Source organism: Burkholderia pyrrocinia, from assembly GCF_022809715.1.
GTDB classification, from domain to species: domain Bacteria; phylum Pseudomonadota; class Gammaproteobacteria; order Burkholderiales; family Burkholderiaceae; genus Burkholderia; species Burkholderia pyrrocinia_C.
Genome location: NZ_CP094459.1, coordinates 2,960,545 through 2,980,902 on the forward strand (window position 1 = coordinate 2,960,545; position 20,358 = coordinate 2,980,902).

Here is a 20,358-nt window from a genome sequence, read left to right on the forward strand (position 1 = left end):
GCGCCGCAGCATGAAGCAACGCCCGCGCGTCGCCGATCAGCAGCTCAGCCGGCGGCCTGCGCCGCGATCGCGCGCAGCGCATGCGCGGCGGCCGCGAAGCCGAAGCTCGCGGTCACGCACACGCTCGAACCGAATCCCGCACAGTTGAGCCCCGCGACGTGCGCGGCCGTGGACGGCTCCGCGCCGTCCTCGATGTCGCATGCAGCCGCTTCCGGGTAGATCAGCGGCTCGTCCGAATACACGGCGCTGACCTTGAAGCGCGCCTTCGGCCCGCGCGGAAAGCCGTGCTGCTTGCGCAACTGCGCGCGCACCTTCGACAGCAATGGATCCTGGATCGTCAGCGCGAGATCGTCGATCCGGATGCGCGTCGGGTCGAGCTGCCCGCCCGCGCCGCCGACCGTGACGAGCGGCTGCCGCTTCGCGACGCACCACGCGATCAGCGCGACCTTCGTGCGCACGCTGTCGATCGCGTCGATCACGTAGTCGAAGCCGCCGCCGAGCAGCGCGTCGAAATTGTCGGGTTCCGCGAAATCCTCGATCCGGTTCACGCGACACGCGGGATCGATCAGCGCGATCCGCTCGGCCATCGCGTCGACCTTCGGCTTGCCGTAATTGCCGTCGAGCGCATGGATCTGCCGGTTCGTATTGCTTTCCGCGACGTTGTCGAGATCGATCAGCGTCAGCGTGCCGACCGCGCTGCGCGCGAGCGCCTCGGCCGTCCACGACCCGACGCCGCCGATCCCGATCACCGCGACGTGCGCACGCTCGAAAGCGGCGGCGACCGGCGCGCCATACAGCCGCGCGACGCCGCCGAAACGCCGTTCGCGATCCACGTCAAGCTGGATTGTCGGGGTCGGGGTAAGATCAGAAGAACTGGGCGGGGCAGTGTCGGCAGCGGACATGGCAGCAAGGAAAACGTAAGTCGAGCAGCCCTCTATTTTGCCTGAACTCCCCGCTCCCACGTCCCACTGTGCACGCACGATTCTTGCGCGTTCGCTATACTGGCCCCAGATTGAAGCGTTTGCATAACATGACGACTCTCGCCGATCTCCGCATCAACTATTCGCGTGCTTCGCTCGACGAAGCCGATGCCGCCCCCGACCCCTTCGTCCAGTTCGACCGCTGGTTCAAGGAGGCGCTCGCCGCCAAACTGCCCGAGCCGAACACGATGACGCTCGCGACCGTCGGCGCCGACGGACGGCCGTCGGCCCGGATCGTGCTCATCAAGGGCGTCGACGAACGCGGGTTCGTCTTTTTCACCAATTACGAAAGCCGCAAGGGGCACGACCTCGCCGCGCATCCGCAAGCGGCGCTGCTGTTCTACTGGATCGAGCTCGAGCGCCAGGTGCGCATCGAAGGCCGGATCGAGAAAACCAGCGCCGAAGAAAGCGACCGCTATTTCGCGTCGCGCCCGCTCGGCTCGCGCATCGGCGCATGGGCGTCCGACCAGAGCGCGGTGATCGATAGCCGCGCGACGCTCGAAGCGCGCGAGAAGGCCGTCAGCGAACGCTACGGCGACGCCCCGCCGCGCCCGCCGCACTGGGGCGGCTACCGCCTCGTGCCCGACGCGATCGAGTTCTGGCAGGGGCGCCCGTCGCGGCTGCACGACCGTCTGCTCTATACGCGCGACGCCGACACGTCGCCGGGCTGGACGATTTCGCGCCTGTCGCCGTAAGCGCGGCGCCGGCGCACGCCGGTCGTGTCTCGTATTGCATCCGGGCGCCCGCGCCGCAAGCGGCGGGCGCCGTCAAGATACTTGGCTGTATTCGATTCAACGAACAAACGGAGAATCCAAATGTTCTGGGAAAAGAAGCTGGCACAGTGGGCGGACGAAGTACGGGCGAAAGCGAACATACCGGCGCGCCTCGTGCTGTGGAACGGCGAGCAACTCGATTTCGGCACCTTCAGCGCGCCGCAGGTCACGCTGAAGGTGAACAGCGCGTCGGCGTTGCCGCTGTTGCTCGAACCAAGCCTCGACAATCTCGGCGAGGCGTACGTGAAGGGCAAGATCGACATCGAGGGCAAGCTGTCGGACATCATCAACATCGGCTACTCGCTCGCGCGCAACACGGTGACGAGCGCGAGCAAGCTCGCGCGCGTGAAGCGCTACTTCAATCACACGAAGAACACCGACAAGAAGGCGATCCAGTATCACTACGACGTCTCGAACGAGTTCTACAGGCTGTGGCTCGACGAGAACATGGTGTACTCGTGCGCGTACTTCGAGAACGGCGACGAGGATCTCGCGACCGCGCAGATCAAGAAGATCGACCACATCCTCACGAAAATCCAGTTGCAGCCGGGCCAGCGCCTGCTCGACATCGGCTGCGGCTGGGGCGCGCTCGTGCTGCGCGCCGCGCAGAAGTTCGGCGCGACGTGTCTCGGCGTGACGCTGTCGCAGAACCAGTTCGACCTCGCGACCGCGCGCGTGAAGGCCGCGGGACTGGAAGACAAGATCGAGATCCGCCTGCAGGACTACCGCGAAATCGACGGCCAGTTCGACCGCATCACGAGCGTCGGGATGTTCGAGCACGTCGGCCGCAAGAACCTGCCGCTGTACTTCTCGCGGGTGCGCGAACTGCTCGCCGACGACGGCATCGCGATGAACCACGGCATCACGTCGACCGACGCGGAAAGCGGCGAAACGGCGCTCGGCGGCGGCGAGTTCATCGACCGCTACGTGTTCCCGGACGGCGAGCTGCCGCACATCAGCCTCGCGCTCGAAGCGGCGCAGCGCGGCGGGCTGGAAGCGGTTGACGTCGAAAGCCTGCGGCGGCACTATGCGCGCACGCTCGACATCTGGACGGAAAACTTCGAGGCGAAGGCCGAGGAAGCGCGAAAACTCGTCGACGACGAAAAATTCCGCATCTGGCGCGTGTATCTCGCCGGCTGCGCGTACGCGTTCGAACACGACGACGTGTCGATCTTCCAGATCGTGTGCCGCAAGGCCGGACGCAGCGCGAAAACGCTGCCGTGGTCGCGGCGCTATATGTACGAACACGCGCTGCCGCGCTAGGCGGCGCTTCACGCTGGGCATGCATGGGTGACGGCAGGACGCGGCGCAAGGCGCCGCCGGAACGACAGCAGCGCGACGACACGGACGAGTCGCACGCCGACGGACAATTCGACCTGTTCGGCGTGCCGGCGGACGCTGCACGCGCGTCGCCTCCCGCAGACGACCCGCCCGCTGCAAACGCCAATGACCGCGTGACGTCGAACCCGCATGACGATGCGCTGCAGGCGCCGCCCGCCCGCGCACCCGCCCGCGCAGCCTCCCGCCGTTCCGACTCCGACGAACCGCCGCCCGCCTCCGGCCTGCTGTGGGACGAACCGTCGCCACCGGCCGCGCCGACGAAAAAAGGCCGGCGCCAGCGCGGCGTGCCGCCCGCGCCGATCGCAGCGGACGTCGCCGATGCAGCGGCCGGCCTGCCGCCTAACGTCCGGCTCGGCACGTCGTCGTGGTACTTCCCCGGCTGGAACGGCATCGTCTACGACGGCGATTTCGCGCAGACGAAGCTGTCGCGCGAAGGGCTCGAAGCATACGGCGCGCATCCGCTATTGAAGAGCGTGAGCCTCGACCGGTCGTTCTACGGCCCGCTGTCGGTGGCCGACTACCTGCGCTACGCGCAGCAGGTGCCCGACGATTTCCGTTTCGTCGTGAAGGCGCCGGCCGCCGTGACCGACGCGGTCGTGCGCGGCCGGCGCGGCGAGCCGTCGGGACCGAACCCGACCTTCCTCGACGCGCAACTCGCCACCCGGGAATTCGTGCAGCCTTGCGTCGAAGGGCTCGGCCGGAAGGCCGGCGTGCTCGTGTTCCAGTTCTCGCCGCTGCCCGATCATCTGCTCGCCGAACCGGCCGCGCTGATCGACCGGCTCGCCGCGTTCTTCGCGGCGCTGCCGCCGCTGCCGCCGGAAGCCGACGGCCCGCGCTACGCGATCGAGATCCGCGACGCGAGCCTGCTCACGCCGCGCTTCATCCGCGCGCTCGCCGCGCTCGGCGTGCGCTACTGCGTCGGCCTGCACGCGCGGATGCCCGACCCGCTGCGCCAGGCCGCCGCCCTCGCGCTGCTCGACGGCGACGCGCCGGGCCCGCTGATCGTGCGCTGGAGCCTGCACGGCGGCTTCAAGTACGAACAGGCGAAAGCGAAGTACGAGCCGTTCGACAAGCTCGTCGACGAGGATCCGGCCACGCGCTCGGCGCTCGCCGAACTGGCCGCGCGCTACGCGCTGGCCGGGCAGCCGGTGATCATCACGATCAACAACAAGGCGGAAGGCTCCGCGCCGCTGTCGTGCATCGCGCTCGCGCGCGAAATCGCCGCCGCGTGCGCGCAGTGGCGCAACGAGGCGGCTTGACGTCGGGTTCGCCGGTTTCCGCCGGTCGCGCGCTTACGCGCCGCGCAGCGACTTCAGCCGGTGCGAGAACTTCTGCCGGAATTTCGCGAGCTTCGGCCCGATCACGACCGAGCAGTAGCCCTGCCCCGGGTTACGCGCGTAATAGTTCTGGTGATAGTCCTCGGCCGGCCAGTAGTTGCCGTCGAGCGGCACGACCTGCGTGACGATCGGCTGCCCGAACACCTGCTCGCGCTCCAGCTCGCTGATCACGTCCAGCGCGGTGTCGCGCTGCGCATCGGAATGCGTGAACACGACCGACCGGTACTGCGTGCCGACGTCGTTGCCCTGCCGGTTCAACTGGGTCGGATCGTGCGTCGCGAAGAAGATCTCGAGAATCTCGCGATAGCCGATGCGCGCCGGATCGAACGTCACGTTGACGACTTCCGCGTGGCCCGTGTCGCCTTCGCAGATGTCGCGATAACCGGGATTGCGCGTATGGCCGCCCGCATAGCCCGACTGGACGGCCGTCACGCCGTCGACATCGAGAAACACGGCCTCCGTGCACCAGAAACACCCGCCTCCCAACGTCGCGGTTTCAAGCATTTCGTTCCCCATGAAATCAGACCCTCGTTGATGACAGCAGCCGGCACGCAGGTGCCGGCGCCACCGTTGCATCTCGCCGCTGCGCGTCCGTGGTACGGGACGCAGCGGCACTTCGGCAAGTATCTCACTCGCGCGCGAACCTGGCAGATCGCACAGGTGCCGCGCGCGACCGGCCACACGTTTCTCGACTACACTTAGGCACGCGTAACCGCGGCGCAAACCGTCCGGCCACGCAAAGCGTCCGATGCACGCCCGACCCTGATGCACCCATCATCTGCCGGAACATCGATATGCACGTCTTGACAGACATCGCCCGCGCCGCGGGCCCGGTCGCCGCCACGTCGCGAGCCGACGCTTCAACTTCACCTTCGCGATATCGTGCGCGCGTGTCACTCAGGGCGTCGCGATCCGGTTCATCGTCTTCACCCGCTTTCACGATCTGATGCACGGCGCCGCGCGTGTCGCCGACGCGTGCAGCCGCCTGCCGATCGCGCCCGCCGGCGAGATGCGCGCCGCGCGGCCACCTCGACCCGCACGCCCGCAGCGCACGGCCGTGCGTCAGTAGTCCGATACCACCGAGAGGGCATCACCATGAGCATGCGGCCTGACCCGACGTTTCACGCTTCGCCCGAGCTTGCGATGCAGGCGCCGGCGGAAGAGTTTGCCTATACGTTGTTGCTGAGCCCCGATTTTTCCAGACCCGACGCGCTCGCCGTGATCGACGTGAAGCCCGGCTCGCCGACCTACGGAAAGATCGTGCACACGGTGACGATGCCGAACACCGGCGACGAGTTTCACCACTTCGGCTGGAATGCGTGCTCGTCGGCGCTGTCGCCGCTGACCGGCCATGCGTTCCTCGAACGCCGCTTCCTGATCATCCCCGGCCTGCGCTCGTCGCGCATCTACGTGATCGACACGAAGCCGCATCCGACGCAGGCACGGATCCACAAGATCATCGAGCCCGAGGAGATCTTCGCGAAGACCGGTTATTCGCGGCCGCACACCGTTCACTGCGGCCCCGAGGGCATCTACGTGAGCACGCTCGGCGGCGCGGGCAAGGACGGCACCGACGGCGCGCCCGGCATCTTCATCATGGATTGCGAAACCTTCGACGTGCTCGGCCGCTGGGAGATCGATCGCGGCCCGCAGGACAAGCACTACGATTTCTGGTGGAACCTGCCGCGCGACTACATGGTGTCGAGCGAATGGGCGCTGCCGCCGCAATTCGAGAACGGCATCGTGCCCGAGGACCTGCTCGCGAACAAATACGGGCACCGGCTGCATTTCTGGGACCTGCGCGCGCGGCGCAACGTGCAGACGATCGATCTCGGCGCGCAGCACCAGATGGCGCTCGAAGTGCGGCCCGCGCACGACCCGGTGCGCGAATACGGATTCGTCGGCGTGGTGGTCGATACGACGAACCTCGAAGGCTCGATCTGGACCTGGTGGCGCGAGGACGGCAAGTTCCATGTGAAGAAGACCGCGACGATCCCGGCCGAGCCGGCCGCGGCCGACGAGTTGCCGCCGCTGCTGAAAGCGTTCGGCGCGGTGCCGCCGCTCGTGACCGACATCGACCTGTCGCTCGACGACCGCTTCCTCTACGTGTCGTGCTGGGGCACCGGCGAGATGCGCCAGTACGACGTGTCGGATCCGCATAACCCGGTGCTCGCGGGGTCGGTGCGGATCGGCGGCATCGTGCGCCGCGCGCCGCACACGAACGGCCGCGCGTTCGCGGGCGGCCCGCAGATGGTCGAGATCAGCCGCGACGGCCGGCGCGTGTACTGGACCAACTCGCTTTATTCGACATGGGACGACCAGTTCTATCCGGACGGCGTGCCGGCCGCGCAGGTGCTCGCGCATGCGGGGCCGGACGGCGGGCTGACGCTCGCCGACGATTACTGGGTCGAGTTCCCCGACGGCTATCGCGCGCACCAGATCCGGCTCGAAGGCGGCGACTGCTCGACCGACTCGTTCTGCTACCCGTCGGTCAAGCGTTGAACGCCGGACTTCACGCGCAGTTCGCGCTGTGGGCGGCCGTGCTCGCGAGCGGCATGTATCACGGGCTCAATCCCGCGATGGGCTGGCCGCTCGCGGTGTCGAACGCATTGATGACGCGCCGCGGCGGCGCGCTCGTCGCGGCGCTCGGCTATCTCGCGCTCGGCCATGCGCTCGCGGTATTCGCGGTGATGCTGCCGTTCGGGCTGCTCGCGGCGCTGCTCGCGTGGCAGTCGGCGATCCGGATCGGCGCGAGCGCGCTCGTGATCGGCTTCGGCGCCGTGCTGCTGATCCGGCGCCGGCATCCGCGTGCGCTCGCGCGAATCCCGCCGGCGCGGCTCGGCCTGTGGTCGTTCGCGGTCGCGATCGCGCACGGCGCGGGGCTGATGCTGGTGCCGATCTACCTCGGGCTTTGCGGTCTCGACATGGATGCCGGCCACCGCGCGGCGGCCACGCTCGTCGATGCGCATCTCGGGATGGCGCTCGTCGTCGCGGCCGTGCATGCGGCCGCGATGATCGCCGCCGGCGGCGGGCTCGCGTGGCTCGTGTACCGCTATCTCGGGCTGAAGTTCGTGTCGCGGAGCTGGTTCAATCTCGATGCGGTGTGGGCATCGAGCCTGATCGTGACGGGTGCGCTGTCGCTCGGGCTGGCGGCGACGCAATAGCGCGGGCGTCGATGGCGCGCGTGGCGGATCGGCAGGTGGACAGGCCGGCGGCACCGCACAAAAAACGCGACAGAACGGCCATGCCGACCGCGCGCCATCGTGAACCCGGCATCGCGTTGCAGTGTTCGTTACGTCACGCTATCCCCGCGATGTGCCGTCCGGCCGGGTCCGGCGGCCCCGATTCCGCTAAAATCGGGCCATGCGCACCACTTCCCAATCGACCGCCTTGTCGCCTTTCGTCCGCCGCGCCCGCGTCGCGCCGCGCCCGCCCGTTTCGTTCCGGATGGCCGCCCGATGAGCCGCGCCAACCCGCCGGATTTCGATGCGGCCGCCTTCCGCCAGGCGCTCGGCCAGTTCGCGACGGGCGTGACGGTGATCACGACGCGCGCACCGTCCGGGCAACTGATCGGCATCACCGCCAGCTCGTTCAACTCGGTATCGCTCGATCCGCCGCTCGTGCTGTGGAGCCTCGCGCACAAATCGGCGTCGACGCCCGTGTTTCGCGGCAACAGTCATTACGTGGTGAACGTGCTTGCGGCGTCGCAGCTCGACCTGTGCAAGCGCTTCTCGACCTACAAGGGCGACCGCTTCGAAGGAATCGCGCATGTGGCCGGCAACTCGGGGATGCCCGTGCTCGACGGCGCGCTCGCGTGGTTCGAATGCCATAACCGCAGCCGCTACGACGAAGGCGACCACGTGATCTTCGTCGGCGAAGTGGAACGCTGCGGCGTGCGCGCCGCTTCGGACGAGACGCCACCGCTCGTGTTCCACGGCGGCGGCTTCCACGGCCTTACACCGCTTTGATCGCGCCCGTGCGCGCCAGCCCGACCGGCGCGCCGGCTTCGTCCTTCAACGTCTGCAGCACGATGTTCGAACGGATGTCCATCACGCCGGGCGCCTTGTAGAGCCGGTTCAGCACGAAATCCGAATAGTGCTTGAGGTTGTGCGCGAGCACGCGCAGCAGATAGTGGCTCTCGCCCGTCACGACGAACGCGCCGACCACCTCGGGCCATTCGCGCAGCGCTTCCGCGAAGCGCTCGTGCCATTGATTCTCTTCGTTGCGCATCGATACCTGCACGAACGCCTCGAGCTCGAAGCCGAGCTTCTCGCGGCTCAGGCACGCGCGATAGTGCTCGATCACGCCCTGCTCCTCGAGCAGGCGCATGCGGCGCAGGCAGGCGGACGGCGAAAGCGAAATCCGCTCCGCCAGGTCGAGATTGCTGATTCTGCCCTCCTCCTGCAATACCGCCAGAATCCGGCAGTCGGTGGCATCGAGCGTGATCGCGTGCATTTTTGGTCCCCGTTTTCCCTCTCAGTCGAATTATCTGCCAATCCGGCGGATTGTCCATGTTTATTTCGCAAGCACTTTCTGCGAGCGTCCACCTATCATTCGAAGCATCGACTCACCGCTTCGTCATGCCATGGACACACTCTGGGACATCTCGCCGCCTGTCAGCCCCGCCACTCCCGTATGGCCGGGTGATACGCCGGTTTCCGTCGAACGCGTGTGGCGGATGGAGGCCGGCTCGCCGGTCAACGTCGCGCGCCTGACGCTGTCGCCGCATACGGGCGCGCACTGCGACGCGCCGCTGCACTACGACGCCGACGGCGCACCGATCGGCGCCGTGCCGCTCGACACCTATCTCGGCCCGTGCCGCGTGATCCATTGCATCGGCGCATCGCCCGTCGTGCAGCCGGCCGATATCGCGGCCGCGCTCGACGGCGTGCCGCCGCGCGTGCTGCTGCGCACCTGTGCGCAAGCGCCGGTCGCGCAATGGGACCCCGGCTTCTGCGCAGTCGCGCCCGAAGCGATCGACCTGCTCGCCGCGCATGGCGTGAAGCTGATCGGTATCGACACGCCGTCGCTCGACCCGCAGGAATCGAAGACGATGGACGCGCATCACCGCGTGCGTGCGCACCGGATGGCGATCCTCGAAGGCATCGTGCTCGACGACGTGCCGCCCGGCGACTACGAACTGATCGCACTGCCGCTGAAGTTCGCGACGCTCGATGCGAGCCCCGTGCGCGCGGTGCTGCGCGCGCTGCCCGCGCGTGCTTCCTGATTACCCCGACCTACGACCCCACATCATGATCAAGACCCGTGAAGACGCGCTCGCCCTCGACCGCGACGACCCGCTCGCCCCGCTGCGCGACCAGTTCGCGCTGCCCGACGGCGTGATCTACCTCGACGGCAACTCGCTCGGCGCGCAGCCGCGTGCGTCGGCCGCCCGCGCGCAGCAGGTGATTAGCGCCGAATGGGGCGAAGGGTTGATCCGCAGCTGGAACACGGCCGGCTGGTTCGCGCTGCCGCGCCGTCTCGGCGACAAGCTCGCGACGCTGATCGGCGGTGCATCCGGTGAAACGGTCGTGACCGACACGATCTCGATCAACCTGTTCAAGCTGCTGTCGGCGATGCTGCGCCACCAGGCCGAGCGCGCGCCCGAGCGCCGCGTGATCGTGTCGGAGCGTTCGAACTTCCCGACCGACCTGTATATCGCGCAGGGGCTGATCGAGCAGCTCGGCGACGGCTACGAGCTGCGCCTGATCGACGATCCGGCCGACCTGCCCGACGCGCTCGGCGCGGACACGGCCGTCGCGATGATCACGCACGTGAACTACCGCACCGGCTACATGCACGACATGCCGGCCGTCACGCAGCTCGTGCACGACGCGGGCGCGCTGATGCTGTGGGATCTCGCGCACTCGGCCGGCGCGGTGCCGGTCGACCTGAACGGCGCGCGCGCGGACGGCGCGGTCGGCTGCACGTACAAGTACCTGAACGGCGGCCCCGGTTCGCCCGCGTTCGTGTGGGTGCCGCAGCGCCATCACGCGCATTTCTCGCAGCCGCTGTCCGGCTGGTGGGGCCACCGCGCGCCGTTCGCGATGCAGCCGGGCTTCGCGCCCGATCCGGGCATCGCGCGCTTCCTGTGCGGCACGCAGCCGATCGTGTCGATGTCGATGGTCGAATGCGGGCTCGACGTGTTCCTGCAGACCGACATGCAGGCGATCCGCCGCAAGTCGCTCGCGCTGACCGACGCGTTCATCGCGCTCGTCGAAGCGCGCTGCGCGGGCCTGTCGCTGAAGCTCGTCACGCCACGCTCGCATCACCAGCGCGGTTCGCAGGCGAGCTTCGAGCATCCGCACGGCTACGAAGTGATGCAGGCGCTGATCGCGCGCGGCGTGATCGGCGACTACCGTGAGCCGTACGTGCTGCGCTTCGGCTTCACGCCGCTCTATGTGCGCTTCGTCGACGTGTGGGATGCCGTCGAGACGCTGCGCGACATCCTGGCCACCGACGCGTGGAAGGCGCCCGAGTTCGCCGAACGCGGCGCGGTGACCTGACCGGTCTTGCCCGGCGCGCGCCGCAGTGACGTGTGGAACGCGCGCCGCGCCCCCGTCATTCAATCCTGGAGAAAGTCGTGAATTCTGGTCATATGCAGCCACCCGGCGACGAAGCGCCGGCGGGCTGCCCGTTCTCGGGCGCACGCGCCGCGCAACCGGTACATTCGGCACATTCCGCGCAAGCGGCACACGAAGCGCCGCACGTGCCGGGCGATGCCGCCGGTGAAGCCGGCTGGCACAACGCGCAGCTCGATTTCTCGAAGTCGATGAGCTACGGCGACTACCTGTCGCTGAATTCGATCCTCGACGCGCAGCATCCGCTGTCGCCCGATCACAACGAGATGCTGTTCATCATCCAGCATCAGACGAGCGAGCTGTGGATGAAGCTCGCGCTGTTCGAGCTGCGCGGCGCGCTCGACGCGGTGCGCTCCGACGCGTTGCCGCCCGCATTCAAGATGCTCGCGCGCGTGTCGCGCATCCTCGAGCAGCTCGTGCAGGCGTGGAACGTGCTGTCGACGATGACGCCGTCCGAATATTCGGCGATGCGGCCGTATCTCGGGCAGTCGTCGGGCTTCCAGTCCTACCAGTATCGCCAGCTCGAATTCCTGCTCGGCAACAAGAACGTGCAGATGCTGCAGCCGCATGCGCACCGGCCCGACATCCTCGAACAGGTGCGCGCGACGCTCGACGCGCCGTCGTTCTACGACGAGGTCGTGCGCCTGCTCGCGCGGCGCGGGTTCCCGATCGCAGCGGAGCGGCTCGAGCGCGACTGGACGCAGCCGACGCGGCACGACGAGACGGTCGAAGCCGCGTGGCTCGAGGTGTACCGACACCCGCAGCAGCACTGGGAGCTGTACGAGATGGCCGAGGAACTGGTCGATCTCGAGGACGCGTTCCGCCAGTGGCGCTTCCGTCACGTGACGACCGTCGAGCGCATCATCGGCTTCAAGCAGGGCACGGGCGGCACCAGCGGCGCGCCGTATCTGCGCAAGATGCTCGACGTCGTGCTGTTCCCCGAGCTCTGGCACGTGCGCACCACGCTGTAACGCACACGATGCACGCGATGCGCCCGCACGTCACGACGACGTGCGGGCCAGCTCCTCCCCTTCGCGCGGCAGCGACTGCGCGCGCGACAGTCGCGGAATGTGCCGCCGCACCGCGAGCAGCGCGATGCACACGACGCCCATCGCCGCGGCCAGCATCGTCAGGTACGCACCCGCACCACCCGCCGTGATCACGATCGCGCCCGCGAACGCGCTGAGGATCGCGCCGAGCCGGCCGAACGCGAGCGCGCTCGCGGTGCCCGTCGCACGCACCGCCGTCGGGTAGATGTACGCACAGAGCGCATACATCGTCGACTGCACCGCGTTGACGAACAGCCCGTGCAGACCGAGCCCGACGATCAGCCAGTTCGTGTGGCGGCTCGCATCGACACCCATCAGCCACACCGCGCTCGCCGCGCCGCCGATGCTGCACAGCGCGAGCGGCCAGCGCGACCCGGCATGCGCGATCGCCCATGCGCACAGCAGCGCGCCGATCACGCCGCCGAGGTTGTACGCGGTAAGGCCCGCGCCCGCGACCGATACGCTGAGCCCGCTCGCGGCCAGCATCGTCGGCAGCCAGCTGAACGCCGCGTAGACAGCAAGCAGACACATGAAGAACGCGCACCACAGTGCGATCGTGTCGCGCGCCTGGCCGCTCGCGAACAGCGCGCCGAAGCCGCTGCGGCTGCCGGGTGCGCGTGCATCTTTCGTATCGGTGAACACGGTGCCCGGCGCCACCGGCCGCTGCATCCGCGCGAGCAGCGCGCCGAGTTCCGGCCAGCGCGCGGGGCGCCGCGCGAGATAACGCGGCGATTCGGGCAGCGCACGCACGAGCACGAAGCCGAGCACGAGCGGCAGCGCGCCGCCTGCAAAGAACAGCCCGCGCCAGCCGTAGCGCGGCAGCACCTCGTGCGCGAACAGGCCGGCCAGCATCCCGCCGAGCGGCACGCAGACGATCGTCGCGGTCACCATCATCGTGCGGCGCCGCGCTGGCGTGTATTCGGCCGTCATCGTCGTGGCCGTCGGCAGTGCGCCGCCGATCCCGAGCCCCGCGCAGAAGCGCAGCATCGCGATCGCCGCGACGTCGGGTGCGAAGCCGATCGCGCAGGTCGCGACGCCGAACAGGAACACGCTGCCGATCACGGCCTGTCGGCGGCCGAAGCGGTCCGCGACGATCCCCGCGCACGCGCTGCCGATGCCCATCCCGATCAGCCCGGCCGCGACGGCCGGCGCGAACGCGCCGCGCGTGATGCCCCATTCGCGGATCAGCACGGGAATCGCGAAACCGATCAACTGGCCGTCGAAGCCGTCGAGCACGATCGCGAGCGCGGCGAGCAGCACCACGCAGCGCTGCATCGTCGTGAACGGCCCGTCGTCGAGCGTCGTGCCGATATCGACCGACGGCGGCGGCAATCCGTCGCGCGTGCTCATGCGACCTCCCGTGCGCCGCGCGTCGGCGGCAACGCGCGCGAACGGCGCGCGGCAAGACAACGGCATTCGATGGCTTTCATGGCGTCTCCAGTTGCCCGGGCTGGCGCGTCGGCGCGTGCCCGGATCTCGTACTGCGCGGTCGGCCGGCGTCAACGCGTCGGCGCCGGCTCCGGTGTCTTGTCCAACCCGTCTCGATCCGGCGCCATCGTCTGCGTGCGACGCGCTCGTATCGTTGGGCGGCGCACGCAGCGCCGCCAGTCTGATGCTCAGTTCACCCGTGCGTCGATCAGCCGGACGAGCGCAAGCAGCGTCTCGGTATGCGGCACCGCGACGCCCGCTTCGCGCGCGGCCGCGACGACCTTGCCGCTGATCGCGTCGATTTCCGTGCGGCGGCCCGCGAGCACGTCCTGCAGCATCGACGGGCGATGGCCGCGATGCTCGGTGATTGCATGTTCGACGTTGCGTGCGACGCGTTCGCCGTCGACCGCGATCCCCTTCGCGCGGGCGACGGCGGCCGTCTCGGCCGCGATCGCGAGCGCGAGCCGCGGCCCGTCGTGATGGTTGCCGAGCTGGTCGACCGTGCAGCCGGTCACCGCGCACAGCGTGTTGAGCGCCGCGTTGAACGCGACCTTCTCCCAGATCGCGGCCCACACGTCGGCATCGAGCGTGCATGCGAGCCCCGCGCGCGACAGCGCATCGGCCACGGCGGTCGCGAACGGGTGTGCGTGGCCGTCGGCCGTCATCATGCGGATCGTGCCCGCGCCGTGCGAGCGAACGTGTGCGGGCCCCGCGAAATCGGCCGGCCACGTCGTCACGCCGACCAGGATGCGTTCGAGCGGCACGAACGCATTCAGCGTCTCGACGTTGCCGAGCCCGTTCTGCAATGTCAGCACGTGCGTGCGCGGCGTCAGCAGCGCGCGCACGCCGTCGAGCGCAGCGCGCGTATGCAGCGATTTCGTGAAAACGATCAGCAGGTCGAACGATGCATCGGGCGATGCGGCCGCGTCCGCATTCGCGGCTTCCGGCCGCACGGCCCGCAAAACGCGGATGCGGCGTTCGCCGCGATCGTCGTCGATGCGCAGCCCGTCGCGGCGGATCGCATCGAGATGTGCGTCGTTCACGTCGATCAGCGTGACGGCCTCGTCGCTTTCGGCCAGCAGCCCGCCGAACAGCGAGCCCATCGCGCCCGCGCCCAGAATTGCGATTCTCATCGTCGGTGGCCTCGTCAGAACGGATAGTGGCGCGGCGCGGTCTGCACGGTGATCCAGCGCAGATCCGTGAACGCCGCGATGCCGGCCTTGCCGCCAAAGTGGCCGAAGCCGCTGTCCTTCACGCCGCCGAACGGCATCTGCGCCTCGTCGTGCACGGTCGGGCCGTTCACATGACAGATGCCCGATTCGATGCGTGCCGCAACGCGCATCGCGCGCGCGACGTCGCGGCTGAACACGGCCGACGACAGCCCGAACGCGTTGTCGTTCGCGCAGCGGATCGCCGCCGCCTCGCCGTCGACGCGCACGATGCCCTTCACCGGGCCGAACGATTCCTCGGCATAGATGCGCATCGCCGGCGTCACGCGATCGAGCAGCGTCGCCGGGAACAGCGTGCTGTCGGCCTTGCCGCCGCACAGCAGTGTCGCGCCGTGCGCGAGCGCATCGTCGATCAGTGCGTTGCAGCGCTCGACGGCCTTCATGTCGATCAGCGAGCCGAGCACGACGGGGCCGTTGCGCGGATCGCCGAGCGGCAGCGACGCGGCCTTGTCGGCGAGCTTCGCGACGAACGCATCGGCGATCGACGCGTCGACGATGATCCGCTCGGTCGACATGCAGATCTGCCCGGAATTCGCGAACGCGCCGAACGCGGCCGCCGCGACCGCCGCGTCGAGATCGGCATCGTCGAGCACGACGAACGGCGCCTTGCCGCCAAGCTCCAGCACCGACGGCTTCAGGTGGCGCGCGCACGCTTCGGCGACGATCCTGCCGACGCGCGTCGAGCCGGTGAAATTCACGCGGCGCACGGCCGGATGCGCGATCAATGCGTCGACGACGGCGCCCGCATCGTCGGGCGCATTCGTCACGAAGTTGACGACGCCCGGCGGCAATCCAGCCTCCTGCAGCGCCTCGACGATCAGCCCGTGCGTGACGGGACACAGCTCCGAGCCCTTCAGCACGACCGTGTTGCCGCATGCGAGCGGCAGCGCGAGCGCGCGCGTCGCGAGGATCACCGGCGCGTTCCACGGCGCGATGCCGAGCACCACGCCGGCCGGCTGCCGCACGCCCATCGCGAGCGAGCCGGGCACGTCGGACGGAATCAGTTCGCCGCCGACCTGCGTGGTCAGCGACGCGGCCTCGACGAGCCCGCTCGCGGCAAGGTGCACGTTGAAGCCGGCCCACAGCGCGGATGCGCCCGTCTCCGCCGCCATCGCAGTGACGAACTGCTCATGCATCGCTTCGAGCGCGGCGGCCGCCTTCAGCAGCAGCGCGCGGCGCGCACCGGGGCCGAGCGCGGCCCATTCGGGAAAGGCGCGCGCGGCCGCGTCGGCCGCCGCACGCGCATCGTCGACGGTGCACGCGGGCGCCTCGGACGCGATTTCGCCGTCGAGCGGGTTGCGGCGCACGAAGGTCGCGCCGCTGGATGAATGGCGGCGTTCGCCGCCGATCAGCATCGATACGGTTTGCATGGAGTCTCCGGAAAGACGCGCGTTGCGCGTCAGGCAATCTCGACTTCGACGACGACCGGCGTCGCGGCCTGCAGCGCGTCGGTCAGCGTGTCGCGCAGGCGCGCTGCATCGGCGACGCGCACGCCGCGGCAGCCCATCCCTTCGGCGAGCGCGACGAAATCCAGGTCGGGCAGATCGGTGCCCTGCACGGGATCGCCGGGGCCGAAGCCGAACACCGGCGCGAAATCCTGCAGCGCCGCGTAGCGCCGGTTGTTCAGGATCACGAACGTGATCGGCAGCTTCAGCTGCGCGGCACTCCACAGTGCCTGAATCGAATACAGGCTCGACCCGTCGCCGATCAGCGCGATCACGCGCCGGCCCGGCTGCGCGAGCGCGACGCCGACGGCCGCCGGCATCCCGTAGCCGAGCCCGCCGCTGTCCATCGTGTAGAACGTGCCGCTGCGCGTGAACGGCAGGTGTTCCTGCATCACGGGCCGCGCGCTCGGCGCTTCCTCGACGACGATGTCCTGCGCGTCACGCACGTCGGCGAGCGTCTGCAGCGCGAACGCGGCCGACATGCGCTCGCCGGCGGCCGGTGCGTCGACGCGTGCGCGCGGCGGCCGCGGCGCGGGCATCGGCCGCTCGGGCGGCGCCGGTCGCGCCAGCAGGTCGCGCGCCGCGAGCCGCAGGTTGCCGACGACCGCATCGCCCTCCGGCGTCCACGCGGCGACGCCCGGATCGTCGACGAGCTGCACGAGTGCCGCACCCGGCGGCACGTGCGGGCCGAAGCCTTCGATGTGGTAGGTAAATGCAGGCGCGCCGAACGCGAACACGAGATCGTGCCCGTCGAGCCGCGCGACGATCTTCTCGCGGATCGCGGGCAGGAAGCCGGCGAACAGCGGATGGTCCTCGGGGAAGCTGCAGCGCCCCGACATCGGCGCGACGTACACGCGCGCACGGTGCCGCTCCGCGAGCCGCACGACGTCGTCCCACGCACCGGCGCGATCGACGGCCGCGCCGACCACGAACGCGGGGCGCCGCGCGGCGTCGAGCGCGTCGCCGAGCCGCGCGAGCGCATCGGGATCGGGCCGCACGACGCTGCTGACGTCGCGCCGCGGCAGCAGCTCGGCCGGCTGGTCCCAGTCGTCGACCGGGATCGACACGAACACGGGCCCGCGCGGCTCCTGCATCGCGATGCGGTACGCACGCGCGATCGCGGCCGGCACGTCCTGCGCGCGTGCGGGTTCGATGCTCCATTTCACGTACGGCTTCGGCAGCTCGGCGGCCTGTGTCGAACCGAGGAACGGATCGAACGGCAAGATCGCGCGCGCCTGCTGGCCCGCGGTGACGACCAGCGGCGTGCGGTTCCTGAACGCGGTAAAGAGATTGCCCATCGCATTGCCGACGCCCGCCGCCGAATGCAGGTTGACGACCGCCGCATTACCGGTGGCCTGCGCATGGCCGTCGGCCATCCCGACCACGACGGCCTCGTGCAGGCCGAGCACATAGCGGAAATCGGCGGGGAAGTCGCGGAACATCGGCAGCTCGGTCGAGCCGGGATTGCCGAACACACGGTCGATGCCGAACTGGCGAAGCAGGTCGATGACCGCATCGCGAACGGTGATCGATGCGGCGGATGGGGGCTGATGGCCGGACATGCTCGGGCGTCTCCTCGATGGCTTGGCGGTTTCCACAGTATCGAAGCGCAAGCCATTCTCGGATACTGTATTTTCTGCAAAAAGCCATTACGTTCCAACATGACTTTCGATCTCCGACAATTGCGCGCCTTCACGACGATCGTCGCGTGCGGCAGCCTCGGCCGCGCGGCCGACGCGCTGCATGTGACGCAGCCGGCACTGAGCCGGATCCTGAAGCGGCTCGAGGAACAGGTCGGCGCGCCGCTGTTCGAGCGCCATTCGAAGGGCGTGCAGCTCACCGCGTTCGGCGACGCGCTGCTGCCGCACGCGACGCTGCTGCAGCACGAGGCCGAGCACGCACGCGAGGAACTCGACGCGATGCGCGGATTCGCGAAGGGGACGATCAAGGTCGGCACGGTGGGCAGCATCGCGAGCCTCGTGCTGCCGGTCGCGGTCGGCCGCGTGCTCGACCGCTGGCCGAACCTGCGCGTCGAGATCCTCGAAGGCGTGTGGGACCGGCTCGCCGACGGATTGAACAAGCACGAGATCGATCTCGCGCTGTCCGCGCACGGGCCCGACACCGACGAGATCGTCGCGATTCCCGAGTGCCGCTGGGAAGATCGCAGCCATATCGTTGCGGCGCCGCACCATCCGCTGCGCGCGCTCGGCCGCGCGCCGACGCTCGCCGATACGCTGCACGCACGCTGGGCGATTCCGCCGCGCGGCACCGCACCGTTCGACCACATGCGCGCGACCTTCGACGCACACGGGCTCGCACTGCCCGACATCGCGGTCGAGACGCGCTCGGTCACGACGCTGAAGAGCCTCGTCGCGCATGCCGGTTTCCTGAGCTGGATGGCCGAGCCGATGTACGGCGCCGAGCAGGCGGCCGGCACGATCGACACGCTGCCGGTGCGCGAGGTCGTCGCGGTGCGCACGCTCACCGCGTTCCGACGCCGCCACGGGATCCTGCCGGGGCCGGCCGGCAAGCTGCTCGACGAACTCGTCGCGCTCACGCGCGAAGGGCGCTGACGCCCGTTCCCGGCTGGCCGCCTGTTCGCGCCCCTTCCCGCACGCCCGCACGCCCGCACGCCGCCGCAGCGCACCATCGAAATGCCGTCTCCCCGCCTTGACTTTCGCTCGCCCGAATACGATCATTCGCTCACAGGAAGAGCAAATGATCTAGTCGACAGGAAAGACTGGCACGAACAGGAGACACCGGATGAGCGAATCGCCCTCCGCCCGCGCGCCCGTGCTGCTGCACATCGGCGCAGGCTCGTTTCACCGCGCGCACCAGGCGTGGTATCTGCATCGCGTGAACGCGGCCGTGCCGGCCGACGAACGCTGGTCGCTGACCGTCGGCAACATCCGCGACGACATGCGCGCGACGATGGACGCGCTTGCCGCGCAGCACGGCGAATACACGCTCGAAACCGTCACGCCGCAAGGCGAGCGCGCGTACGAGACGATCCGCGCGATCACGCGCGTGCTGCCCTGGTCGATCGACCTCGCCGCGCTGATCGACGCCGGCGCCGATCCGGCCTGCCGGATCGTGTCGTTTACCGTCACCGAAGGCGGCTACTACCTCGACGAACACAACCGGCTCGACGTCGCGAACGCCGATCTCGCGGCCGACCTGCAGGGCGCGCGCACGACGCTGTACGGCGCGCTCGCGGCGCTGCTCGCCGAACGCATGCAGCGCGGTGCGGGCCCGCTCACGCTGCAAAGTTGCGACAACCTGCGCAACAACGGCGCGCGCTTTCGCGCCGGCATGCGCGAATTTCTCGAACGGCGCGGCGCAGCCGACCTGCTCGCGTGGTTCGACGCGAACGTCGCGACGCCGAGCGCGATGGTCGACCGCATCACGCCGCGCCCGACCGCCGACGTGCGCGAACGCGTGCTGGCGGCGACCGGCATCGACGACGCTTGCCCGGTGATGGGCGAATCGTTCATCCAGTGGGTGATCGAGGACCGCTTCGCGGCCGGCCGGCCGCGCTGGGAGCTGGCCGGCGCGGAGCTCGTCGACGACGTGCACCCGTACGAGGAAGCGAAGATCCGCATCCTCAACGCGACGCACAGCTGCATCGCGTGGGCCGGCACGCTCGCGGGCTACACGTATATCCACGAAGGCACGCACGACGCGGCGATCCGCCGCTTCGCGCACGACTACGTGACGCAGGACGTAATCCCTTGCCTGACCCCGAGCCCGCTCGATCTCGCGCGCTATCGCGACGTCGTGCTCGAACGCTTCGGCAACCCGTACGTGCTCGACACGAACCAGCGCGTCGCGGCCGACGGCTTCTCGAAGATCCCCGGCTTCATCGCGCCGACGCTCGTCGAATCGTTCGCGCGCGGCGCGGCGCCGGTCGCCACCGCCGTGCTGCCCGCGCTGTTCCTGCGCTTTCTCGAACGCTGGGCGCGCGGCACGCTGCCGTACGCGTACCAGGACGGCGTGATGGACGAAGCCGCTGCCCGCGCGATCGTCGGGGCCGGCCATCCGGAAGCCGACGATCCCGTCGTCGCGCTGTGCGCGAACCGCCCGCTGTGGGGCTCGCTCGCCGGCAATGCGGCGCTGTTCGAGGCGCTGCGCGCCGCGCTCGCCCGCGTCGACGCATGGCTCGCGCAGCGCTGACGCGCGACAGCCGGCGCCCGGC

At 69.2% G+C, this 20,358-nt stretch carries 19 protein-coding genes; 12 read left to right on the forward strand and 7 right to left on the reverse strand.

The window, feature by feature from the left end; genetic code table 11:
* Positions 1-44: 44 nt before the first annotated feature.
* Positions 45-902: a tRNA cyclic N6-threonylcarbamoyladenosine(37) synthase TcdA gene (gene tcdA / locus MRS60_RS13705; protein WP_243564840.1), complete on the reverse strand. Its 858-nt coding sequence runs from the start codon at positions 900-902 to the stop codon at positions 45-47.
* A gap of 128 nt (positions 903-1,030) precedes the next feature.
* Here tcdA and pdxH point away from each other — a divergent pair, with 128 nt between their 5' ends.
* The 3 genes from pdxH (at position 1,031) to MRS60_RS13720 (ending at position 4,353) form a co-directional block, all read left to right on the forward strand.
* Positions 1,031-1,675, forward strand: coding sequence for a pyridoxamine 5'-phosphate oxidase (pdxH, locus tag MRS60_RS13710; RefSeq protein ID WP_034178865.1), 645 nt, complete (start codon positions 1,031-1,033; stop codon positions 1,673-1,675).
* A 120-nt stretch (positions 1,676-1,795) separates the two neighbouring features.
* Positions 1,796-3,016, forward strand: coding sequence for an SAM-dependent methyltransferase (locus MRS60_RS13715; protein ID WP_034178866.1), 1,221 nt, complete (start codon positions 1,796-1,798; stop codon positions 3,014-3,016).
* 23 nt (positions 3,017-3,039) lie between these two features.
* Positions 3,040-4,353 carry a DUF72 domain-containing protein gene (locus tag MRS60_RS13720; protein WP_243564841.1) on the forward strand — a complete coding sequence of 438 codons (1,314 nt, stop codon included), beginning with the start codon at positions 3,040-3,042 and terminating at the stop codon, positions 4,351-4,353.
* 33 nt (positions 4,354-4,386) lie between these two features.
* Here MRS60_RS13720 and msrA read toward each other — a convergent pair whose 3' ends face one another.
* Complete coding sequence (msrA, locus tag MRS60_RS13725) at positions 4,387-4,947, reverse strand: peptide-methionine (S)-S-oxide reductase MsrA (RefSeq protein ID WP_034178868.1); 561 nt, start codon at positions 4,945-4,947, stop codon at positions 4,387-4,389.
* An 18-nt stretch (positions 4,948-4,965) separates the two neighbouring features.
* Between msrA and MRS60_RS13730 the strand changes: the two genes are divergently transcribed.
* The 4 genes from MRS60_RS13730 (at position 4,966) to MRS60_RS13745 (ending at position 8,399) form a co-directional block, all read left to right on the forward strand.
* Positions 4,966-5,133 carry a hypothetical protein gene (locus MRS60_RS13730; RefSeq protein ID WP_165948103.1) on the forward strand — a complete coding sequence of 56 codons (168 nt, stop codon included), beginning with the start codon at positions 4,966-4,968 and terminating at the stop codon, positions 5,131-5,133.
* Positions 5,134-5,526: 393 nt separating this feature from the next.
* Positions 5,527-6,933, forward strand: coding sequence for a selenium-binding protein SBP56-related protein (locus tag MRS60_RS13735; protein ID WP_105390059.1), 1,407 nt, complete (start codon positions 5,527-5,529; stop codon positions 6,931-6,933).
* Complete coding sequence (locus MRS60_RS13740; RefSeq protein WP_243564842.1) at positions 6,930-7,595, forward strand: hypothetical protein; 666 nt, start codon at positions 6,930-6,932, stop codon at positions 7,593-7,595. Before MRS60_RS13735 ends, MRS60_RS13740 begins: the two co-directional genes overlap by 4 nt.
* 294 nt (positions 7,596-7,889) lie before the next feature.
* Positions 7,890-8,399 carry a flavin reductase family protein gene (locus MRS60_RS13745; protein WP_034178871.1) on the forward strand — a complete coding sequence of 170 codons (510 nt, stop codon included), beginning with the start codon at positions 7,890-7,892 and terminating at the stop codon, positions 8,397-8,399.
* Here MRS60_RS13745 and MRS60_RS13750 read toward each other — a convergent pair.
* Positions 8,386-8,886: an Lrp/AsnC family transcriptional regulator gene (locus MRS60_RS13750; RefSeq protein WP_006477992.1), complete on the reverse strand. Its 501-nt coding sequence runs from the start codon at positions 8,884-8,886 to the stop codon at positions 8,386-8,388. The two genes, MRS60_RS13745 and MRS60_RS13750, sit on opposite strands and share 14 nt — an antisense overlap.
* A 130-nt stretch (positions 8,887-9,016) precedes the next feature.
* Between MRS60_RS13750 and kynB the strand changes: the two genes are divergently transcribed.
* From kynB to kynA, 3 genes are all read left to right on the forward strand, one after another.
* Positions 9,017-9,658, forward strand: a complete 642-nt coding sequence (gene kynB, locus MRS60_RS13755; protein ID WP_034178872.1) for an arylformamidase — start codon at positions 9,017-9,019, stop codon at positions 9,656-9,658.
* A 25-nt stretch (positions 9,659-9,683) separates the two neighbouring features.
* Positions 9,684-10,937 (forward strand): kynureninase, encoded by a 1,254-nt coding sequence (gene kynU / locus MRS60_RS13760; protein ID WP_432207823.1) that lies wholly within the window; start codon positions 9,684-9,686, stop codon positions 10,935-10,937.
* A 92-nt stretch (positions 10,938-11,029) separates the two neighbouring features.
* Positions 11,030-11,983: a tryptophan 2,3-dioxygenase gene (gene kynA, locus MRS60_RS13765; protein WP_243565623.1), complete on the forward strand. Its 954-nt coding sequence runs from the start codon at positions 11,030-11,032 to the stop codon at positions 11,981-11,983.
* Between the two features lie 30 nt (positions 11,984-12,013).
* On the opposite strand, the gene MRS60_RS13770 is transcribed toward kynA, so the two are convergent.
* The 4 genes from MRS60_RS13770 to mdlC form a co-directional block, all read right to left on the reverse strand.
* Positions 12,014-13,411, reverse strand: a complete 1,398-nt coding sequence (locus MRS60_RS13770) for an MFS transporter (protein WP_243564843.1) — start codon at positions 13,409-13,411, stop codon at positions 12,014-12,016.
* Between the two features lie 266 nt (positions 13,412-13,677).
* Positions 13,678-14,622 carry a ketopantoate reductase family protein gene (locus MRS60_RS13775; RefSeq protein WP_243564844.1) on the reverse strand — a complete coding sequence of 315 codons (945 nt, stop codon included), beginning with the start codon at positions 14,620-14,622 and terminating at the stop codon, positions 13,678-13,680.
* Positions 14,623-14,636: 14 nt separating this feature from the next.
* The gene (locus MRS60_RS13780) at positions 14,637-16,088 is read right to left on the reverse strand and encodes an aldehyde dehydrogenase (RefSeq protein ID WP_243564845.1); all 1,452 of its coding nucleotides are present in this window, start codon (positions 16,086-16,088) and stop codon (positions 14,637-14,639) included.
* A 29-nt stretch (positions 16,089-16,117) separates the two neighbouring features.
* Positions 16,118-17,725 (reverse strand): benzoylformate decarboxylase, encoded by a 1,608-nt coding sequence (mdlC, locus tag MRS60_RS13785; protein ID WP_243564846.1) that lies wholly within the window; start codon positions 17,723-17,725, stop codon positions 16,118-16,120.
* 99 nt (positions 17,726-17,824) lie between these two features.
* Here mdlC and MRS60_RS13790 point away from each other — a divergent pair, with 99 nt between their 5' ends.
* Positions 17,825-18,736 carry a LysR family transcriptional regulator gene (locus MRS60_RS13790; protein ID WP_243564847.1) on the forward strand — a complete coding sequence of 304 codons (912 nt, stop codon included), beginning with the start codon at positions 17,825-17,827 and terminating at the stop codon, positions 18,734-18,736.
* 190 nt (positions 18,737-18,926) lie between these two features.
* A complete protein-coding gene (gene dalD / locus MRS60_RS13795; RefSeq protein WP_243564848.1) occupies positions 18,927-20,336 on the forward strand; it encodes a D-arabinitol 4-dehydrogenase in 1,410 nt (469 codons plus the stop codon).
* Positions 20,337-20,358 lie beyond the last annotated feature (22 nt).

What these genes read in the sequence shown, in the direction of transcription:
- tcdA (WP_243564840.1), bottom strand. Translation starts at nt 902, where the DNA reads ATGTCCGCTGCCGACACTGCCCCGCCCAGTTCTTCTGATCTTACCCCG.
- pdxH (WP_034178865.1), top strand. Translation starts at nt 1,031, where the DNA reads ATGACGACTCTCGCCGATCTCCGCATCAACTATTCGCGTGCTTCGCTC.
- MRS60_RS13715 (WP_034178866.1), top strand. Translation starts at nt 1,796, where the DNA reads ATGTTCTGGGAAAAGAAGCTGGCACAGTGGGCGGACGAAGTACGGGCG.
- MRS60_RS13720 (WP_243564841.1), top strand. Translation starts at nt 3,040, where the DNA reads ATGGGTGACGGCAGGACGCGGCGCAAGGCGCCGCCGGAACGACAGCAG.
- msrA (WP_034178868.1), bottom strand. Translation starts at nt 4,947, where the DNA reads ATGGGGAACGAAATGCTTGAAACCGCGACGTTGGGAGGCGGGTGTTTC.
- MRS60_RS13730 (WP_165948103.1), top strand. Translation starts at nt 4,966, where the DNA reads ATGACAGCAGCCGGCACGCAGGTGCCGGCGCCACCGTTGCATCTCGCC.
- MRS60_RS13735 (WP_105390059.1), top strand. Translation starts at nt 5,527, where the DNA reads ATGAGCATGCGGCCTGACCCGACGTTTCACGCTTCGCCCGAGCTTGCG.
- MRS60_RS13745 (WP_034178871.1), top strand. Translation starts at nt 7,890, where the DNA reads ATGAGCCGCGCCAACCCGCCGGATTTCGATGCGGCCGCCTTCCGCCAG.
- MRS60_RS13750 (WP_006477992.1), bottom strand. Translation starts at nt 8,886, where the DNA reads ATGCACGCGATCACGCTCGATGCCACCGACTGCCGGATTCTGGCGGTA.
- kynB (WP_034178872.1), top strand. Translation starts at nt 9,017, where the DNA reads ATGGACACACTCTGGGACATCTCGCCGCCTGTCAGCCCCGCCACTCCC.
- kynU (WP_432207823.1), top strand. Translation starts at nt 9,684, where the DNA reads ATGATCAAGACCCGTGAAGACGCGCTCGCCCTCGACCGCGACGACCCG.
- kynA (WP_243565623.1), top strand. Translation starts at nt 11,030, where the DNA reads ATGCAGCCACCCGGCGACGAAGCGCCGGCGGGCTGCCCGTTCTCGGGC.
- MRS60_RS13770 (WP_243564843.1), bottom strand. Translation starts at nt 13,411, where the DNA reads ATGAGCACGCGCGACGGATTGCCGCCGCCGTCGGTCGATATCGGCACG.
- MRS60_RS13775 (WP_243564844.1), bottom strand. Translation starts at nt 14,622, where the DNA reads ATGAGAATCGCAATTCTGGGCGCGGGCGCGATGGGCTCGCTGTTCGGC.
- MRS60_RS13780 (WP_243564845.1), bottom strand. Translation starts at nt 16,088, where the DNA reads ATGCAAACCGTATCGATGCTGATCGGCGGCGAACGCCGCCATTCATCC.
- mdlC (WP_243564846.1), bottom strand. Translation starts at nt 17,725, where the DNA reads ATGTCCGGCCATCAGCCCCCATCCGCCGCATCGATCACCGTTCGCGAT.
- MRS60_RS13790 (WP_243564847.1), top strand. Translation starts at nt 17,825, where the DNA reads ATGACTTTCGATCTCCGACAATTGCGCGCCTTCACGACGATCGTCGCG.
- dalD (WP_243564848.1), top strand. Translation starts at nt 18,927, where the DNA reads ATGAGCGAATCGCCCTCCGCCCGCGCGCCCGTGCTGCTGCACATCGGC.